A 16,868-nucleotide genomic window follows, 5' to 3' on the forward strand; every position below is an offset into this window, starting at 1 on the left:
CCTTCTTATTATTCTGATGCTTCATTAAGGATCTTAACTGATGCAGAAACTCCCAGGCGATCTGCACCGGCATCGATCATCGCCATTGCTTCATCATAGCTATGGATCCCGCCAGCAGCTTTAATCTTAATTGCATCGCCAACCGTCTGACGCATCAATTCAACATCTGTTACTTGAGCACCAGAAGTTGAAAAACCAGTAGAAGTTTTTACAAAATCAGCTTGACCAGCAATTGTTAACTGACATGCTCGAACCTTTTCTTCGTCAGTTAGCAGGGCTGTTTCAATAATTACTTTCAAAATACGGTGCGCACGATGAACTTCATCCGCAACGGCCCGAATATCAGCCATGACCTTATCATCATGTTTTGCTTTCAATTCGCCAATATTAATCACCATATCTAATTCATCCGCACCATCTCTAACCGCTTGTTGAGCTTCAAAAACTTTACTTGCCGTTGTAGTAGCACCGAGTGGAAAACCGATCACTGTACAAGTGTTGATTCCCGTCTCAGATAGTTTTTGGTGAACTCGCTTTACCCAGTACGGATTAATACAAACAGAGGCTGTCTGGTACTTAATCGCTTCAGCTACTGTTTGATCAATCATCGTTGCAGTTGCTTCAGGTTTTAGCATTGTATGATCCAGATATTTTGCTAATTGGCGTCGCTTTAGTTTCATCATTTTCCACCTCAGTCTAATTTATGTATCCGCTTACATAATATCAAACAAAAAAGCGGGCGTCCATTGCTCAGTATTATCAGTAAGAAACAGAAACTCGCTAATATTATTTAACTATTTTCTTCTGTTTCCGTAGAACGAACCAGTAATGTGGTACTTACGACGGAAGACAAGGTCGCCAGCAAAGGAAATTACCCCAAGGATAATGTATGCCCAAGCATTTAATCGAGGGTTGATTGCATTAGGTAATAAGCTGGAAGCCATATAAACGGCTAGCCAAACAACCAATCCAAACGCAACGGTTAAGATCCGGAACCAAAGTGGTTTTGCTTGGACCCACTTGCCATTCTTCTTTACCGGTTGCAGTTGTGAAGCAACATAACCGAACAGAAGCCCACCAGAAACTGCTACCAAAATAATGGCAAGTAAACCACTACTCCCATAATGAGTCATCTTCATTGCGGCTGGTGAAATCCAGAACATTAGTCCGAACATGAAAGTAAAAATACTGAAGAAGATCAGCATGTTGTCAATAGCCAGCAACTTAATCGACTGTTTAGTCATATGGTTAGGCTGATTGTTTTTCTTTGGATCCTTTAATTCTTTAACATACTCAGTTGGTGTGCCGAATAGTGCTTTGGCAGTTTTACCTGTCTTTTGCCCTTCTTTAAGTTGGGTAATAGTATCTTGAATGATTTCAGGACGTTTTTCTTTAGCAACTCCTTGACGTTCAAGCTGCTTATTTAGTTGAAAAACGAATTCTTCATTTTTCTTTGTTAAGTTATGCTTACTAATTACATTTCCCGCTTCACGCCGGTTTTCTTTTAAATGTTCTTTTTGTCGTTGACCGGCTTGAGCGTTTCGTGGTTGATTTTCGCTCACAATGAGACTCCTCTCTTTATCTCTTGGTATGAGGTTGGTTGTTTGAAATGGGTTAGCCAGGAATCGGCTAAAGATAGCGTTCTAGGCTACATGGTCGAAACATGCTCGCCCGAGTTTCCTACCGCGACACAGTTAAGATCTGCTCGCCAGGGCCTTGCTAGAGCTAACGCACTTCTGGCTAGACGTGAACAAGTCACGCCTTCGCCAGAAGCCATCGTTAGCCAACCGCAAGTCCTCTGCTGGCTCGCACTCTAGACATTGAACCTAAATTCCACAATGTCGCCGTCTTGCATGACGTAATCTTTACCTTCGAGGCGGAGCTTACCAGCTTCTTTAACGGCAGCTTCGGATCCTAACTTGTCGAGATCGTCAAAGCTCATCACTTCGGCACGGATAAAGCCCCGTTCAAAGTCGGAGTGGATGATTCCGGCTGCTTGTGGTGCTTTGGTACCCTTCTTGAAAGTCCAAGCACGGGTTTCGGGACCACCAGCAGTAAAGAAGGTTTCAAGGCCAAGAAGCTTGTAGGCAGCACGAATTAACCGGTTCAACCCAGGTTCCTTAACACCTTCCATTTCAAGGAAATCAGCCTTGTCCGCTTCATCCATTTCAGCGATTTGTTCTTCGGCAGCGGCAGCAACCCCAATTACTTCACCATCATCCTTAACATGTTCCTTAATTTGATCCATGTACTTGTTAGCATCTGGATCTGCCATGTCATCTTCAGAGATGTTGGCAACATAAAGAACTGGCTTACTGGTTAGCAAGAAGAGCCCCTTAACGATCTTCTTTTCGTCATCATTAAAGTCAATTGACCGAACGCTCTTTCCGTCTTCAAGAACTGGCTTGATCTTGTTAAGGACATCCAATTCTGCTAGGGCATCCTTATCACGACCCTTAGCAGCCCGTTGAACCTTAGAAAGTCGCTTGTTAACGGCATCCAAGTCAGCCATTACCAATTCCAGGTTGATGGTATCAATATCATCGATCGGGTCAACCTTCCCGGTAACACTAGTAATGTCATTATCATCAAAGGCCCGGACAACGTGAACAATCGCATCGGTTTGCCGAATGTTTTCCAAGAACTTGTTACCAAGACCTTCACCCTTGCTGGCACCCTTAACAATTCCGGCAATATCAGTAAATTCAAACGTTGTTGGGACGATCTTCTTAGCTGGAATAATTTCATCAATTCGTTGAAGACGGCTATCTGGAACTTCAACCATCCCCACGTTCGGATCGATCGTGGCAAATGGGTAATTAGCCATTTCAGCTCCTGCTTTAGTAATCGCGTTGAATAGGGTTGACTTACCAACGTTTGGTAATCCAACAATCCCTGCAGTTAATGACATAAGTTGTTCACTTTCCTTTTCAATTTAATTTTTATTTCTAATCTTCAGACTCAGCGGCTTTTTCCAGGACCTTCTTAAAGCCCTTATCAAACTTCTGCCGTGTCATCATCACAATGTGGCCGCAACCGGTGCATTGAATTTTAATATCCGCACCGACACGTGTGATTAACCACCGATTGGTACCACACGGATGTTGCTTCTTCATCATCACAATATCGCCCTTATCATATGCTGCCATCAGTGATCATCCTCCTTAATCTAACGAAATGTTTAACACTTCTAAAATCCGGTTAAAGTCGTCAGCGGAAGTGTACGGAATTTCAATTTTTCCGGCATTTTTCTTCCGACTCGGTGCCACCGCAACCTTTGTTCCAAACTTACTTTGTAATTGAGATTCTGCCTCACGAACATAGGCCGGTTTCCGTTGACGACGTTTTGCCCGTTTCTTTTCAGCTGTCCCGTTCATTTGGGAAACTAATTCTTCAAGCTGGCGGACGGTTAAATTCTTTTCGACTGCCTGCTTAGCAAGTTTAACCAATTGCTTGCGATCTTTCAAACCTAATAACGTTCGTGCCTGACCCATTGATAGTTTCCCGGCAGAAACTAATTCCTTAATCTCATTTGGCAAGCCAAGCAGACGCAGGTAGTTAGCGATGTATGGACGGCTTTTTCCTAGTCGTTCCGCAACCTGAGCTTGAGTAAGGGACAGCTTATCCATTAATGTCTGGTAAGCTTGAGCCTCTTCCAGCGGTGTTAAGTCTTCCCGCTGAAGATTTTCCAAAACAGCAACTTCCATCATCTTTTCATCACTCATGGTTCGAATGATGGCCGGAATCGTTGTTTGTTTAGCAAGCTTAGATGCTCGGAAGCGCCGTTCACCGGCAATTAATTCATACCGTTTCAACTTTGGATCCGGCTGACGGAGAATGATCGGCTGAAATACTCCTGATTCTTGAATTGAGGATGCTAACTCCCGGAGCGCCTTTTGATCAAACGTCCGTCGTGGTTGATATGGGTTAGGACGAATCAGCGATAGTTTAACGTCTTGAACCGTTTCGTTATCGCTAATCTCATTAAAATCATTTTCTTCGAAGAGCGCTTCAATCCCGCGTCCTAGTCCACTTTGTTTATTTTTCGCCATGACGAGCTAACACTTCCTTTGCTAATTGTTGGTAAACTTTCGCCCCCGTTGACCGTTTGTCATAATCAACGATCGCTTGTCCATGACTTGGCGCTTCGGATAACCGAACATTTCGTGGAATAATCGTTTCATAGACCTGGTCACCAAAGTACTTTTTGACTTCCGCGTTAACCTGCTGACCCAGATTTGTTCGTTTATCGTACATCGTCAATAATACCCCTTCAATTTTCAAAGCAGAATTGAAGTGTTTGCGAACCAGCTTAATGGTATTTAACAACTGACTTAACCCTTCAAGAGCGTAGTACTCACTCTGAACCGGAATCAGGATCGAATCACAAGCGGTAAAAGCGTTAATGGTCAACAAGCCAAGAGAAGGCGGACAGTCAATCAGAATATAATCATATTCATCCTTAACATCACCAAAAGCATCCTTCAACCGAGTTTCCCGAGCCATTAGGTTAGTTAATTCAACTTCCGCACCAGAAAGGGCGATTGTAGTTGGAACAATATCTAGGCCCTGATGACTTGAGTGCAAGATCACTTTTTTCAGATCAACATCGTTAATTAAAACGTCATAAACGCTCTCATCAATATCTTTCTTATCAATTCCCAACCCACTTGTGGCGTTTCCCTGAGGATCGAGATCAATCAGGAGGACTTTTTTACCAGCGTCTGCCAAACAAGCTCCTAGGTTAACACTTGTTGTTGTCTTACCCACGCCGCCTTTTTGGTTTGCTAATGCAATAACATACCCCATTTTTCTGCCTCCTACTGTTTCTTCGGAATTTCAATAACTAATTGGTAAGTATCATCATCATCTTTTTCGTGAGTCGTAATAGTAAAGCCATTATCAGTGGCTAGCTTAATTGATTTCTTGATGGTGTTCAAAGCCAGCCGGGCATCGTTAGCCTTCGCAGACTGCTTACTAGTAGCACTCTTCTTTGGACGTTTACTAGTCTTCTTTTTCTTTGGTTGTGCCTGCTTTGAGCTCTCAACGGCCTCTTCGGTGGTTGGTTCCTCGGTTGGCATCCCTTCAAGATCAGCTAATTCTTGCCGTTTCTTTTCAGCCCGTTGCTTAGCAAGTTCTGACGGTAATGGTCGACCAAGAGTCCGGGCAACTTCATCTTCAGTCTGGCGAACCGTCAACCGTTCATTAACGACTCGCATTAACATTTCCCGTTGTTGCTTTTCGTCCAGATCCAGCATCGCCCGACCATGCCGCTCAGAAATTCGATGGTCAAGGATCGCTGTTTGGACCGGTTTAATCAGCTTCAGTAACCGGAGCTTATTAGCAACAAAGGATTGACTCTTCCCCATTCCCTTTGCCAGTGCTGCTTGGGTTAAGTGATTTAAGTCCATTAGCCGGCGGTAAGCCTGTGCTTCTTCGACAGAACTTAATTGTGACCGCTGGAGATTTTCAATCAAAGCTAATGAGGCGGTTTCTTTATCGCTCATCTTCTCAACAATCGCTGGAACAGTATCCCAGTTTAATAATTTCACCGCACGATACCGTCGTTCACCGGCAATGATTTCATACTTTGCTGACTCATATTCACGAACAACGATTGGTTGTAGCAAACCGTGTTCGTCAATTGTTTGCGCCAATTCACGGATTGAATCTTGATCAAAGACTTTCCGTGGCTGATACCGGTTGGGAATGATTTGATCAACCTTAATTTCAACAACCTTATTCTTTGTATCGCCAGAGTGATCCTTACCGATACCGAATAATGAAAACGCCATATTCTCTCTCCCTCACTTTTATTGAATTGGTTTCTTACTTGGCAATCCTGGACGTCGTGGAAACTTCTTGGGAGTAGCTGCAACCTTATCAATAACAATAATGTTTCGTTCTTCATCAGTTTCCGGTAGTTCTAGTTTAACCGTCTTCCGAATTTGTCCCCCAAGCTTCTTAATTGCCGTTCTCCCCTGCTGAATTTCTTCTGGGGCAGCACTTGCCTTATAAGCAATAAACTCACCGCCAACTTTTGCTGCTGGCAGGCATAATTCACTCAGAACCGCCAATCGCGCAACCGCCCGAGCTGTGACAATATCGTATTGCTCACGATGATCGCTTTTTTTAGCACTAAAAGTCTCAGCTCGATCATGAACAAGGGTAACATCAGACAAGCCTAGCCGATCTACTAACTCTTGTAAAAAGATAATCCGCTTATTTAGTGAATCCACAATCGTAACCTTTAGCTGTGGAAACGCAATTTTTAATGGGATCGATGGGAACCCCGCGCCAGCGCCAATGTCACAAAGCGTTAATTCATCAGTCATTAACTTTGGCTCTGCAAACGCTCCGCTAATAGAATCGAAAAAGTGCTTAAGGTAAACTTCCTTTTTCTCGGTAATTCGTGTTAAGTTAACATGCTCGTTAGTTGCGACTAGTAAGTCGTAATACTCAGCAAACTGCTTCATTTGCGCATCGCTAAGGTTAATTCCCCGTTCCGCAAGTGCCTGCTGAAATTGCTCTGGATTCATTTTAACTTCTCCTTTCGTGAAACAATTTTGTTTCACGTCTTTTACTACTGTAACTTAATTAGTAGGTTTTTTCAAGGGGAAAATAGATAGAATGCGAGCCAGCAAAGGACTTGCGGAAAGCTAACAATTTCTCCCGACAACGGTGTTTTGCGCCTAGGAGGGAGGTTGTTAGCTCTAGCAAGTCCCTGGCGAAGGAGTGAACCAGAAAACTTGTTTTCGTCTGTGAACCCTCGCAAGGCTGATTAGGCTTCTTGCTATCAACTCGTTGATGAAAGAAGTCAATCAGCTACTGCGCAGATCTCAGCTCAAGTTGCCCAGGCGGAAGTTGCGGTCACGGCGAACACGTTTAGACTCAGCCGCAGCAGTTCCTCATTCACCATATCCATCAACTCTACCCAAAGAAAAAAGGCCAACATTTTACTGTCAGCCTCTCGCCCCTGCCAAGGATCCCCATTCTATAATTTTTCTTAAACTGACGCAATTTCCCTACTCTCTAGTCGCCTTTCAATATAATTCACGATATAATAATTATAGTTGTATGTATTCGCTTACAAGTAAATTGAAAGGGGCATATATAATGGTAGAATCTGTTAAAATTGGTCGTTCTGATGTTGTCGCAAACCCGCTTGGCCTGGGCACTAACGCGGTTGGTGGGCATAATCTTTTCCCTGACCTTAAGGATGAAGACGGGATCAAGTTAGTTAAGGCTGCTCTTGATAACGGGATCAACCTCTTAGATACAGCCTATGTTTATGGTCTTGGTCATTCAGAAGAATTAGTTGGTCAAGCAATCAAGGATTACGATCGTCATAAAATTGTCATCGCAACTAAGGGTGCCCATGATTTTTCTACTGGAAAAGAAGTTATCAATAATGATCCTAAATTTTTAACTGACCAAGTAAACAAGAGTCTTAAACGATTAGGGACAGATTACATCGATATTTACTACATCCACTTCCCTGATCATGACACGCCAAAAGCTGAAGCCGTGGGTGCTCTACAAAAGCTTCGGGAAGAAGGAAAAATTCGGGCGATTGGTATTTCTAACTTTAGTCTAGACCAAATTAAAGAAGCAAACGCGGATGGCTACGTTGATGTCGTTGAAGACGAATTTAGTCTCCTTCACCAGGATCATTTGACAGAGGGAATGCTTGATTACCTGCATGATAATCAAATCAGCTTTGTTCCGTACTTCCCACTAGCTTCAGGACTATTAACAGGTAAATACGTTAAGGACGTTAGTTTTCCTGAAGATGATATTCGGAGTCAAATTGCAGACTTCAAGGAGCCACGATACAGCAGCATTCTTGATGCCGTTGATAAGGTTCGTGACATTGCAGATGCTCATCATGCTACCGTTGCTCAAACTATTTTAGCTTGGTACTTAAAGAATCCGCTCATCTCTGTCGTCATCCCCGGTGCCAAGAAGGCCAAGCAAGTTATCGCTAACGCTAAGGCAATGGACATTACCTTAACAGATGATGAGTACCAAACCATTGAATTAGCTTTCAACCACTTTAAGAATACCAAGAGCGGTAAATCACTAAAGGATCCAGATTAATAAATTTTCAGTAATAGTTAGAGGCTGAGAAAAAACGAAACGTCTTTTCTCAGCCTCTATTCTATTTATTGACTTATTATTCATCTTTTTGGCCAAATCCCAGCATTGCTAAAAAGCTCTTGCCAAGGACGCCTGATTGTTTTTTCGACTGATGGTTATTAGTTCGCCGACTAGCACTCCGCGAATGGCTTGTTGTGTTTTGAACCCGCGACGAAGATTGAGTTTCGACACGTGATGACTGCTGTTCTTTTTTCTTTGCACCTGGGGACCGTTCCATTCAACTTTAGGCTGTTTTGATTTACTTTGCTCTTCCTCGGGAGTTGCAAAGATTGGCTTTACCTTTTCACCATCAATCTTTGGTGGACGTGGTGGTTGTAGCCTAGCAACCTGACTTTCTTGCGATTGTGCTAACGTAGATTCGTTTGTCTCAATACTTTCTTGCTCGTTTTGCGTTTCACTTACCGAGCTTCGGTATGCTTCCCGGGTTAACGACTGTTCAACGTTTGGCGTTTCACTTTCGCTATTGTTAGATGCCAGTGAAAGTGAATTGGCATCTAACTCCTGTTGAAGCTTGGATAATTCTTGATTCAACGCCATCAAAGAGTCAAGAGGACTTTCCGTATTTTCAGAATTAATTTCTGAGTTTTGAACTTCTTTCTCTTCTAAACTTTCTGACATTTGCGCGCTAGCTGACGAAAAATCCTGAGCTAGTGTTAAGGACTTCTTCAAATCATCACGGGTTAATGTAATTGCTTGTGATTCCAAATCAGTAACAGATGAATCCGGCACCTTACTTTGAACAGTAATCTGTGGTGCTGATTCAGCATTCGTTAACGAATTACTTGCTATTGATACTGAATCATCCCCATTTTCTTGTTCAGTATCAGTATGGATGTCAAATACCGGTTGTTGGCTAACCGGGTTTTGATTAACAGGTGTTCCTGGATTTTCTTCAGCCTTTCCTGCTTGATCAGTTTGACCACTTTTAATCGAAAAAACGGGTTGCTTTGCTGAAGGTTCTCCCTCAGTATCAGCTGTTTTTTTGACATTCTTAATATCAAACGAAATCTTTGCTTTGGCATTGCTTCCTGAATCGTTATTGCTCACAGTGATTAACCTCCCCACAAACTTCCAGTATATTTTATCACTCTTTATAGGCTTAAAAGGAGTCTCCAGAAAATTCTTAAATATCCTTTATGATCTAAAAAGCCCTATTCAGAAATTCAGTAAACTTCCGAATAGAGCTTCTTCTGTTAAGCCTTTAATTTAAGGTTAAAACTTTTTCTCACTATCATGACGTTTCATCAAAGCACCTAAACCAAGTGCACCTAATAGGCTAGCGAATCCTAGGCCAATTAAACCAGCCTTTTGTTCATTACCCGTTTGTGGTAATGCCTTAGTTGTCGACTTCGACAAAACTGGACTAATCGTTGCAGCCGGTTGACTAACTTGTTCCTTAGTTACCTGAACTGAATTAGTCGGTTGAACTGCTTGGCTTGACGTTACTGGTTCATTTGGTAATTCTGGTTGAACAGGTTTGGTTGGTGTTACTGGTTCAACTGGAATTACTGGCTTTTCAGGAGTCGTTGGTTGAGCTGGTACCGTCGGTTGCTCAGGCTGCGTTGGTTGTGTAGGAGTAGTTGGTTGTTGACTCTTAGTATATGTCACCGTGATTACCACATCACCGCTATTAGCAGCAACAGTTTGTTTAGCAACCTGTGATTGATCTGGTGTTGCTCCAGCAATAATTGGAGATTGAACTGCCTTAAATTCAGCACTAGCCGGTGTCCATGCATTCCAGGTCGTCTTACCCGTTGTCAGGTTCTTCGTTCCAGTTCGCGTAAAGACTTCACTGGCAACATAATCATCATGAGCCTTAGTTCCGTCACTGTAAACGTAGTGAATTGTCTCCGTGACGGTCTTACTGTCAGAAACTTCCTCTGTCATTGGCGTTACTGGTTCGTCCTTTGCGTAGGTTACGGTAACTTCAATATTGTTAGAGTCACTCTTAATCCCGTCAAATGCCTTAACTTGGTTGCCTTCAAGGGCATTCTGAGCATCACTCGTTACTGCTGAAACTACATGGTAACCATCAACTTGTGGGTTAGTGACACTCGCAAAGCTACCTGTTTCGGTCGTCTTTCCATCAAGGTGCCACCCACTAATGTGATCAAGCTTTGAATCAACCAAGTCACGATAACTACCATCGTTTGCCACGAAGGTTAAGCTTGCTTGATGATCAGAAAGTGCAGTTGGCGTGCCAACATAGTGGATTGTTTCGGTAACAATCTTGTTAACAACCGGACCATGATCATGCTTGAAATGCAATGTAAATACTTGGTTAGTATTATCGTCATCATCAAAGTTACCAAAGATCGTTGACCAATCAGTATTATCAGAAATCTTTACCTGGTTATTATTAGTTGCCAACAGAAGCATTAGTAATGCAGTCTTATTAACATTTTCAGTTCCGCTGGTCATATTTTCAAGTTGGTAGTGTTGATCCTCTAGCTTCTTAATTGAACTAGCAATCTCTGCAAACTTAATTGGCGTACCGCTAAGACCGGTAGCTGTAACTGAATTACCAATTGCCGTACCTTGTTCATCGTCGTCAACGAGATTCAAAATAGCAGTTTGCTCAGTCGCATTTTTGGTGTAGTAAACGTTGATTGGAGTAAGAGTTACATTGCCCTGATCCTTCAAACTAGTCGTATCAACCTTTGGTGCAGCAACAGTAGTCTTGTCTGCCGTATAACCATCAATTATAGGTGAATCAATAGAAGCTAGCCCATCTTTGGTTGTCCAACCAGCCTTGTCCCATTGTGTTTGGTTGCTTACAAGATCCTTAGTTCCTGTCCGGGTATAGGTAGCCGTCTTGGTATATGGAGCATGGGCTGATTGCTTCGTATCTTGATAAAGGTAGTTAATCGTCTCAGTTACTTGAGCGTTTTCCTTTACTGATTGTGTCTGGTGCTTCAAGTAAATTGTAAATGTTTGATCCGTGGTCTCGCCCTGATCAAAGTTACCAAAAGCAGTAGTCCAATCTTGTCCTAAGTCTTTATTAAGATCCGTATCATTAACGACCTTATCAACCTGATACCCTTTATTAATTAAACCACTAATAACTTGGCTAACATCCTTAAAGTTAATTGTCGTAGCCGAGTCACCCTCTGTAGAAATCGAAGTTGCCGGGTTCTTAGTTTCATTCCCAGTAGCATTCTCATCGACAAAGTTAAGTGTAGCCCTTTGCTGATCAATATTGTAAGTAACAGTAAACGTATTTCCTTGATCTGCTCCCTTCTTTAATTCCTTAAGTTTAACCTCAGGAGCAGGAATTTTTGCATAATCAGGTGTGTACCCAGCAATTTTTGGTGAAAGCATATCAACAAATGCCGTCGAGCCATCAGTCATCTGCCAACCGCCAGGATTATCTTTGGTTGCACCGTTCCACTTAGTCTTATTTGTTACAAGGTCTTTAGTTCCTGAATGACTATATTTAATCACACATTCATATGGTTTATAAGCCTGTTGTTTACCATCACTATAAACATACTTGATCTTCTCAGATGCTGTTGCATTTTCTGTTACTGGCTGAGTAGCGTGGGTAAAGTGGATGGTAAATGACTGGGTAGTTTGATCATCAGAATCGTAAGTACCGAAGATCGTTAATCAATCAGTTGAAGATGGATTAGTTACTACACCGCCTTTTGCAAGTACATAATGGTCGGCTTTAAGTCCCTCAACAATCTCAGCAACTGACTTTCCCTCTTGATTCTTAAAGTTAATCTCACTCCCTGCATCGCCTTGTGCAGAAATTGAAGCTGGCATCTTGGTGCTGGAAGGATCATCGTCGTCGACAAAATTAAGCTGAGCTTGTTGGACAGCATTTTGAACATAAATATAGTTGACAATAATATTTTGTGCTCCGGTAGTTCCTGTTGCGTTAGTTGGTATTTCCTGCAAATGATAATTTTGTGGAATTTCAGCTGTACTTAACGGATCTGTACTATAGTTCTTTCCCGATTCTACATTAACATTTACTGAACTTTTAATTGGTGTTGGCTTACCATTGGCATCTTGCTTATACCAATTAGTAGTTACTTGAACATAACGATCAACATGAAGTGGCATTACCCCATTATTATCAAACGTGGATCCTTTATGATCACCCGTAAAGAGGTTTTGCAGATCATAATCAACCGATTCCTTACCATCTTGCATTCAACTAACAGTGAATGAGATATAAGCATTAATAACCGCACCATTCGTCAACTTATTAGACTTAAGCAATACCGCACGAACTTTTGACCAGTCAGTGATCTGATCAGCAGTTACAAAATTAGTTAAATCAGCTTCGGTTAAACTGTTTCCCTTTGTAACCGGCGTTAATGAATACAGTAATTCTGAACTACCAGTATTATCACCAATCATAGTTCCTTTGCCAGTCAAGTTAAGGGTAATTGGATCGCCGTTTGAGGCAGCTGGTAGATTAATAACGTTATACGAGTAATTTGAGGTCCCACCATCAGTTAACATATTAGTCAACCGAATTTGACCATTAGAATATGTTGCGTCAGGAACCCCATTTTGGTTAGCGCTGTAAGTAAAGTTAGTCGATCCAGTTACAAAAGCATCATGATAACTAGCTTCATGGTTATTTTTAATTCCACTGTCCGAACCGTAACGAGATTGTCCAAGGAAGGTGTAGGTAGCATCAGAAAAACCTTGATCCCAATGCCAACCATTACTTTCTGGCATTACCTCATAGGTTTTCCCACCTAATGTAATTGTTCTAAAATCAGCTCCTTGGTTATTATCATGTGGTACTAGTGTTCCCTTTTTTGCTATTTCCATTGTTAATGCGATTCCTTGAGGATATCCAAAATCATGTCCATATTGATAAGTAGCAGGGCCCTGATTACTATTAATGCCTAAAGTAAATGGAACATTATCAGCCTTTTGAACATATACTGGAGTTCCATTGCCGTCATCTCCTGGTGTAAATGATAGATCCAAACGATAAACATATTCCCCTGCTGGTCCAATTGCCCCTAAAGCGGTTATTTTTGCCTGCGGAGCACTTAAGTACTTACCTTTGTACATCACTCCCATATCACTTTCTGAAATAACATGGAACCCAGCCGGAATCACTAATAGATATGAACTTGGCCGCGTAAGATCCTCTTTAGAATGAGCAATCTTATAACCAATTTGTCCTGATTTTAACGCAGCCGTACCCGTAGCATTTTTATCATAATTACCATTAGTAAATCCATAACTATATCCAGCAAAGCTTAAATCCTGTTCAATCGGATCGGGAGCAGCAATCTTGATATCCTTCGCATCCGACTTTACAATCCCCTGGTCAGAAGTAACCTTATAACCATATTCAGCCTGATCGCCGACTTTCTTGGTGGTTGCTGCCGACAGGATCGCCCCTTTACTGTTTAGGGTAATATCGACTCCTGATCCAGCTTGAATTTGGTCGAAACTAATATCAATTGCTTTAATATTTGAACCGTCCTTAGCAGTTGGATCATTAATTATTGCATTATAACTATTATTATCACTACCTGAGACAACAGCAGTATTGAGATTGAGCTTTGAACCGTCGACTAATGTTGTCGTTACTGTAAAGCCACTATTTTCATTAGTAGTTGTTAAATTAATTGGTCCTTTAAAAATAGTTCCTGGTTCAACATCAAGGTGTAGTTTGACATTAGTTTGTTCAACATTACCGTCATTTCTAAGGTTAAATGACCAACCACCAGGATACTTATACTTATCAGTTTCATCTGATTGGTGTTGCCCATTAGCTGTCCCATTATCGGTATCAACCTTTTCAGGCAAGTTCATTATTGGTGTTATGCTGGAGCGTTGTTCATCAGTAACCGGTAAATTAATTGCTTGAGTCGTGCCGTTAAAGGTATGGACAAGCGTCTCTACCTTCCCATTATTTTCAGTTTGATATGAAACATCAACTTTAAAATTATTTTGTTCTGCAGTCAAGGTCTTCGTATATGTTCCCCAGAAAAGGATTAGGTCGCTATTTAAAAGACTTTTCCCGTTATCGATACCAATTACCACTGGAGTTCCTGTATCACCTGGTTGACTAATCGATGTGAATCTATCAGGAAGAGTTTGATCCGTATTTCCATAATTAGTTGCGGAAACGAATCCATAACCCCTATTTGATTCTAATTGGAACCCCTCAGGAACCTGAACAGTAACAGTCCCTTTAAAATTATCTCCATCGTTAGCACCAGTATTAGGAAGGTTAACCGCAATTGCATATTTCTGTCCTTGAACTAAATTACCATGTTGATTGGGATCAACCGAAACTTTAGAATCCGTAATTACAGCAGGCTGATCAATCGTATAAACTAATTGAGCAATTTTATTACCATTCTTTTCAACGTTAACAGCGTACTTATTTCCGGCAGGTAAAAGTGCCCAGTCGTTGACTAACGGCTTCAGAATAATATTTAAACTATATGAATTATTAGACTTAGCGGTAAAACTGTAAGTAAATGATTGTCCAGAGTCAACCTTATTTTCAACGACTGATACTCCCATTGAAGGATCACTATCTGCCGAAGCATCGAAAATTTCTGGAGTAGTTACTGTTACATTATCGCCCGCTTTTGCAACAATACTAAAAGCTAACGTACGTCGGTCCTGTTGTTGGCCATGAGTTAAAGTAACCTCGGTTTGCCCATTATCAGTGATTTCAGCATCAGCAGTTTGAGCTAATTCAGCTTGAACTTGCTTAGCATTAGCTTGACTAGTAACAGATTCCGTTGCTGCCTTTACATTTATCGCCTGGGTAGCAGAATTATGATCACTAACGGGAGTGGTAGATTGACTAGTTGTTGACCTCCCCTCAGTAGGCGTAGCAGTCGTTTGCTTAGTCAGTTGAACAGCGTTTCCAGTCGTAGCAGTCTCATTTTTCCCTGTCGAAGTTACCTGTTGCGATACTGGCTGTTCTTCTGTTGAGGAACTTGCAGAAGTATCAGCCTGTGCCACTTGAGTTCCCATAAAGAAAGTTGTTCCAAGCAGAACTGAAGCCACACCAACCGTTAGTTTTCGCAAGCCAAACCGTTGACGTTTATTCACGTTCTTTTCTGTTAACATTTTCACATTATTTTTCGATAGCATTTCTAACACTCCCCCAAACTATATAATTCAATTACTCCATTTCCCCATTATTGTAAATCTCTTAAAGTCAAAACTGAATTCAGAAAACTATTAATTGTTAATGTCTTACTTATAAATACTGTTATATCAACATTTATTTTCCTTATCAGTTGAAAAACATATGAAATATTTTTCCTATTTATTTAATCAAAATTGTCTAAAGGCATTCTTCATTAAGTCATTTAAATTAATATTTAATTAATGTAATCAAAAAAGCACTTATCAAATTTAATTGATAAATGCTTTAATATTATTTATAAGTTTTAAAAATTACCAGCGACACAGCCACTATCAACCGGTAAAATAACGCCATTTACAAATTCTGATCCATCCTCAAAAAAGAATTTAACTGCATGACCAATTTCTGCTGGTTTACCTAACCGCCCTATCGGATTAGAATTTTCCCACTTTTTGAATTCTTCAGGTGCCGTTTCTTTGTAAGGCAAAATTAATTCAGTGGCAATTGTTCCTGGAGCAACTGCATTAATCGTAATTCCTTCCCTAGCGTAATCAAGTGCTACTGCCTTAGTTAAGCCCACAACCGCATGCTTGCAAGCACTATAAAGAGCCATCCCTTTACCAGCAACTAACCCAGCACCAGAAGTAGTATTCACGATTCGTCCGAAGTGTTGTTTAGTCATAAATTTTAATTCATTGATCATACAATACATTACAGCTTTAATATCCAAGTCAATCAAAGAATCAATCTCAGAATCATTTACTTCAGCAAACGGCTTTGACAAAATACCACGTCCAGCATTATTAAATGCATAATCCACACGTCCGTACTGTTTTCTTATCTGTTCAAATACACTATCGACCTCTTGACGTTTAGTAAGATCACAATGAAAGTATTTACACTCACTGCCAAGCGATTCAACTTGTTTAATTACATCAGGTGCCTTTTTATCCTGTACATCAAGAATAATAATTGTTAAATTTTCTTTAGCTAGTTCTAAAGCAGTTCCTTTACCAATACCGCTTAAACCACCAGTTATAACTAAGACATTTCCTTTCATAATAAGTTCACCATCCTTAATACTTGTGTATCTTCAGTTTAAGGGTGGTGCTAACCACCAAGTCAAGGGAGAGTACAGAATATGTATACTTCAAAAGATTTACAAAAAATATTTCGGATTGGTCGTGAGACTATAAGATATTATGAAAAAATTGGAATTATTCACGGAAAAGTTAACGCTACTAATAAATATCATTATTACGATGACTTAGACATAGAAAATCTAGCCCGTATATTAAAATATCGAGAATTTAAATTTCCACTACAACAGATAAAGAAGCTCCGATCAGCTAATCATATAAGTGATTTTCAGTTTGTCTTAACCAATCAAATTAGGCACCTAAAATCCGAAATTAAGATCGATAAGGTTTTAGAGGCAAGATTGACCTGGAAAATGAATGAATTAGCCGCCTATTCAAAAAATAGGAGAGCATTTGGCAGATTGTAAAATTTAAGTTGAACATTTAAGTAGACAGAAAAACCCATCAAGGTCTTTAATGGTGTTACCACAACATTCCATTAGAAAGAAGGACCTTAATGGGCACCACTATTT

15 protein-coding genes are annotated in these 16,868 nt (G+C 40.9%); 2 read left to right on the plus strand and 13 right to left on the minus strand.

The window, feature by feature from the left end; genetic code table 11:
• Positions 1-8: 8 nt before the first annotated feature.
• The 8 genes from deoC to rsmG form a co-directional block, all read right to left on the minus strand.
• A complete protein-coding gene (deoC, locus tag HUK49_RS06535; RefSeq protein WP_102168569.1) occupies positions 9-680 on the minus strand; it encodes a deoxyribose-phosphate aldolase in 672 nt (223 codons plus the stop codon).
• A gap of 114 nt (positions 681-794) precedes the next feature.
• A complete protein-coding gene (locus HUK49_RS06540) occupies positions 795-1,562 on the minus strand; it encodes a DUF1129 domain-containing protein (protein WP_191913113.1) in 768 nt (255 codons plus the stop codon).
• Positions 1,563-1,813: 251 nt separating this feature from the next.
• The gene (gene ychF / locus HUK49_RS06545) at positions 1,814-2,911 is read right to left on the minus strand and encodes a redox-regulated ATPase YchF (protein WP_102168566.1); all 1,098 of its coding nucleotides are present in this window, start codon (positions 2,909-2,911) and stop codon (positions 1,814-1,816) included.
• Positions 2,912-2,948: 37 nt separating this feature from the next.
• Positions 2,949-3,149: a DUF951 domain-containing protein gene (locus HUK49_RS06550; RefSeq protein ID WP_003716214.1), complete on the minus strand. Its 201-nt coding sequence runs from the start codon at positions 3,147-3,149 to the stop codon at positions 2,949-2,951.
• A gap of 15 nt (positions 3,150-3,164) precedes the next feature.
• Positions 3,165-4,052, minus strand: coding sequence for a ParB/RepB/Spo0J family partition protein (locus HUK49_RS06555; protein WP_102168565.1), 888 nt, complete (start codon positions 4,050-4,052; stop codon positions 3,165-3,167).
• Positions 4,039-4,809, minus strand: coding sequence for a ParA family protein (locus HUK49_RS06560; protein ID WP_191913114.1), 771 nt, complete (start codon positions 4,807-4,809; stop codon positions 4,039-4,041). Before HUK49_RS06560 ends, HUK49_RS06555 begins: the two co-directional genes overlap by 14 nt.
• A gap of 11 nt (positions 4,810-4,820) precedes the next feature.
• Complete coding sequence (locus HUK49_RS06565; RefSeq protein WP_191913115.1) at positions 4,821-5,795, minus strand: nucleoid occlusion protein; 975 nt, start codon at positions 5,793-5,795, stop codon at positions 4,821-4,823.
• Between the two features lie 18 nt (positions 5,796-5,813).
• Positions 5,814-6,539 carry a 16S rRNA (guanine(527)-N(7))-methyltransferase RsmG gene (gene rsmG, locus HUK49_RS06570; RefSeq protein ID WP_191913116.1) on the minus strand — a complete coding sequence of 242 codons (726 nt, stop codon included), beginning with the start codon at positions 6,537-6,539 and terminating at the stop codon, positions 5,814-5,816.
• A 577-nt stretch (positions 6,540-7,116) separates the two neighbouring features.
• On the opposite strand from rsmG, the gene HUK49_RS06575 reads away from it, so the two are divergent.
• Entirely contained in the window at positions 7,117-8,100 is a 984-nt protein-coding gene (locus HUK49_RS06575) for an aldo/keto reductase (protein WP_191913117.1), read from the plus strand.
• Positions 8,101-8,208: 108 nt separating this feature from the next.
• On the opposite strand, the gene HUK49_RS06580 is transcribed toward HUK49_RS06575, so the two are convergent.
• The 5 genes from HUK49_RS06580 to HUK49_RS06600 form a co-directional block, all read right to left on the minus strand.
• Positions 8,209-9,207, minus strand: coding sequence for a hypothetical protein (locus HUK49_RS06580; protein ID WP_191913118.1), 999 nt, complete (start codon positions 9,205-9,207; stop codon positions 8,209-8,211).
• A gap of 165 nt (positions 9,208-9,372) precedes the next feature.
• The gene (locus HUK49_RS06585; protein WP_326515824.1) at positions 9,373-11,763 is read right to left on the minus strand and encodes a mucin-binding protein; all 2,391 of its coding nucleotides are present in this window, start codon (positions 11,761-11,763) and stop codon (positions 9,373-9,375) included.
• A 6-nt stretch (positions 11,764-11,769) separates the two neighbouring features.
• Positions 11,770-12,321: a MucBP domain-containing protein gene (locus tag HUK49_RS06590; RefSeq protein ID WP_191913120.1), complete on the minus strand. Its 552-nt coding sequence runs from the start codon at positions 12,319-12,321 to the stop codon at positions 11,770-11,772.
• A complete protein-coding gene (locus HUK49_RS06595; protein ID WP_191913121.1) occupies positions 12,322-15,258 on the minus strand; it encodes a YSIRK-type signal peptide-containing protein in 2,937 nt (978 codons plus the stop codon).
• Between the two features lie 302 nt (positions 15,259-15,560).
• Positions 15,561-16,316 carry an SDR family NAD(P)-dependent oxidoreductase gene (locus HUK49_RS06600; protein ID WP_191913122.1) on the minus strand — a complete coding sequence of 252 codons (756 nt, stop codon included), beginning with the start codon at positions 16,314-16,316 and terminating at the stop codon, positions 15,561-15,563.
• 81 nt (positions 16,317-16,397) lie between these two features.
• Here HUK49_RS06600 and HUK49_RS06605 point away from each other — a divergent pair, with 81 nt between their 5' ends.
• A complete protein-coding gene (locus tag HUK49_RS06605) occupies positions 16,398-16,763 on the plus strand; it encodes a MerR family transcriptional regulator (protein ID WP_191913123.1) in 366 nt (121 codons plus the stop codon).
• Positions 16,764-16,868: the final 105 nt, after the last annotated feature.

The sequence above is a fragment of the Limosilactobacillus portuensis genome (genome assembly GCF_014838735.1).
GTDB lineage: Bacteria > Bacillota > Bacilli > Lactobacillales > Lactobacillaceae > Limosilactobacillus > Limosilactobacillus portuensis.